At 39.5% G+C, this 2,248-nt stretch carries 2 protein-coding genes; one reads left to right on the top strand and one right to left on the bottom strand.

Annotated features, from left to right (window positions below):
• Positions 1-35: 35 nt before the first annotated feature.
• Positions 36-371: a photosystem II reaction center protein Psb28 gene (psb28, locus tag FJR08_RS17660; RefSeq protein ID WP_168634049.1), complete on the bottom strand. Its 336-nt coding sequence runs from the start codon at positions 369-371 to the stop codon at positions 36-38.
• 223 nt (positions 372-594) lie between these two features.
• Here psb28 and FJR08_RS17655 point away from each other — a divergent pair, with 223 nt between their 5' ends.
• Positions 595-2,226, top strand: coding sequence for an alkaline phosphatase (locus FJR08_RS17655; protein ID WP_371415564.1), 1,632 nt, complete (start codon positions 595-597; stop codon positions 2,224-2,226).
• Positions 2,227-2,248: the final 22 nt, after the last annotated feature.

Here is a 2,248-nt window from a genome sequence, read left to right as displayed (position 1 = left end):
TTCCAAATGCTTCGCCCCTACTGACTAATGACTAATTAAGATTTACTCAATCCTAGTCCATTGTCCTCAGCATAACGATTCATGAAGCGCATAAAACGATCCCACTCATCATTAGAATTCATCACATAAATTGCTTCTAGAGATTCTGGTTTACCGTTGACAAATTTACCCTGAACGTTACGAATAACGATTTCCCCTTCTTCGTCAATCAAATATAAACCAGTAACTTCATCTGTGCCATCTTGCGCCAATATATCAGGATTGGTGAAGATAAATGTTGCCGTACCGCTTTCACCTTTTTTTGCTCTTGTCAACCGAACATCAGGAACTACTGTTTCTTCAATACCTTTAGCAAACTGAATTTTCGCCATGATGAGTCAATTTAAAGTTTTGTGATCATTTTGTAATATTCTCTCATCATAGAGCAATTTCCTAGCAGGCATTTTACCAATGGTAATTAAATCTAGTTCCCCATTCCGATTTAAACGCCGTTTATTTACTACAGCGTTGATCATTGTAGTTGGTATATTCATCACTCTGACTAACTATTCTAGCCCCGCTACACCTGTCACTAAAACCAAAAACGTCATTCTGATGATTGGGGACGGTATGGGCTGGGAAATGGCTCGCGCTGGGGCTATGGCTAAAGGATATAATTATACGTCTGGTAAGGGGGAAGGACTGAGTTTTCAAACTCTGGATAATTACGCCCTTGCTACCACCTATGGTACTACCATTGCTCCTGGTAATGGAGTTTTCAGCACGGGTAACTCTGCGTTATCTAACTCTAATCCGATTACAGGCGCTAGTCCGATTCTACCAGGGTTTAAATTCCAACCTCAATTTAATCCTGGCGATAAACCATCTGGAGGGGGGAAAAATCTTAATCCTAATGCAGTGGGTAATTTAGTGGGTTATGATCCTCAACGTGGGGGAATAAATCCTTGGACTCCTGGTAATGATCCTGAGTATATTAAGTATAGTTATCCTGATTCTGCCAATACAGCGACTACTTTGTACACAGGAGTCAAAAGCTATAACAATGCTATTTCCGTTGATATATTTGAAAAACCTTTAGAAACCATTCTCAAAACTGCGGCTGATCATGGTAAATCTACGGGGATTGTGACTTCTGTTCCTGTAGATCATGCTACACCGGGAGCAGCAGCAGCAAACGTGAATCGTCGCAATAAATATGATGGTGATTATCCAACCTTGGATAATATTCTCCAGCAGGAACTTCGCATATATCAACCAACGGTAATTTTAGGTGGTGGTCATCCTCTCACAGGTGCGAGTAGTCAACCTCTGCCTACGGGTGTAGAACCGCCAACTAAGTTTGAATATATCACTAAAACGACCTATGCAGAATTGAGTAAAAACCCCAATCAAAACCGCTATAACTACACATTTTTAGAACGGGGAAAAGATGCGGCTGATAAGTTAGGGACTACTGCGGCTAAATTAGATCCAAATATGGGCGATCGCTTGTTAGGATTATATGGAGCTAGGGGACAAGAGGGAAATCTCCCTGTAAGTACCGCCAATGGTGATTACAGTAATACAGGTTTGAGTATCTTTTCCCTGTTTGGTTCTCAAGGAAAAAACCCCGATACAGTTCGGCCTCTACTTCCTGGAGAAACCGATAAATCTTTTATTGCGAAAGAAATTAATGAAAATCCCACACTTGATGATTTAACCAAAGCAGCTTTAGCAGTTTTATCTAAAGACAAAGATGGATTTTGGTTAATGGTAGAAGGTGGTGATATTGATTGGGCTGCCCATGATGATAATATAGATAATATGATTGGGACAGTATTGGATTTTGATAAAGCTGTGAAAAGTACAATTGACTGGATTAAAAATAATGGTGGTTGGGAAAATAATCTGTTGATTGTCACCGCTGATCATGATCATTATCTGACTTTAAATCCCAACTTTTCTGAACTACTCAAAGAAAAAAGTGCAGAAGCTTTAACTGCTGAATCTGATTCCATGAAAGCGGGTCATTTTTGGGGTTCTAATCCTCAGATTAAATATGGTTGGGGAAATCATGGTAATCGTCCAGTTCCTGTTTATTATCAAGGTAAAGGTGCAGAAGTTTTAACTAATTCTGTCGGTAAAGGTTTTCAACTTTATGGTTATGATATTCCTGGTATTGGGGGTTTAGTAGACCAAATTCACATTTATCAGACTCAACGGAAAGCAATAGGGAATAGGGAATAGAAGAAAGTTATTAACCAATGAC

Source organism: Dolichospermum sp. UHCC 0260 (genome assembly GCF_009711985.1).
Classification (GTDB): domain Bacteria; phylum Cyanobacteriota; class Cyanobacteriia; order Cyanobacteriales; family Nostocaceae; genus Dolichospermum; species Dolichospermum lemmermannii.
Note: the sequence above shows the minus strand (reverse complement) of the source record. Positions and strands in the feature narration are given on the sequence as shown.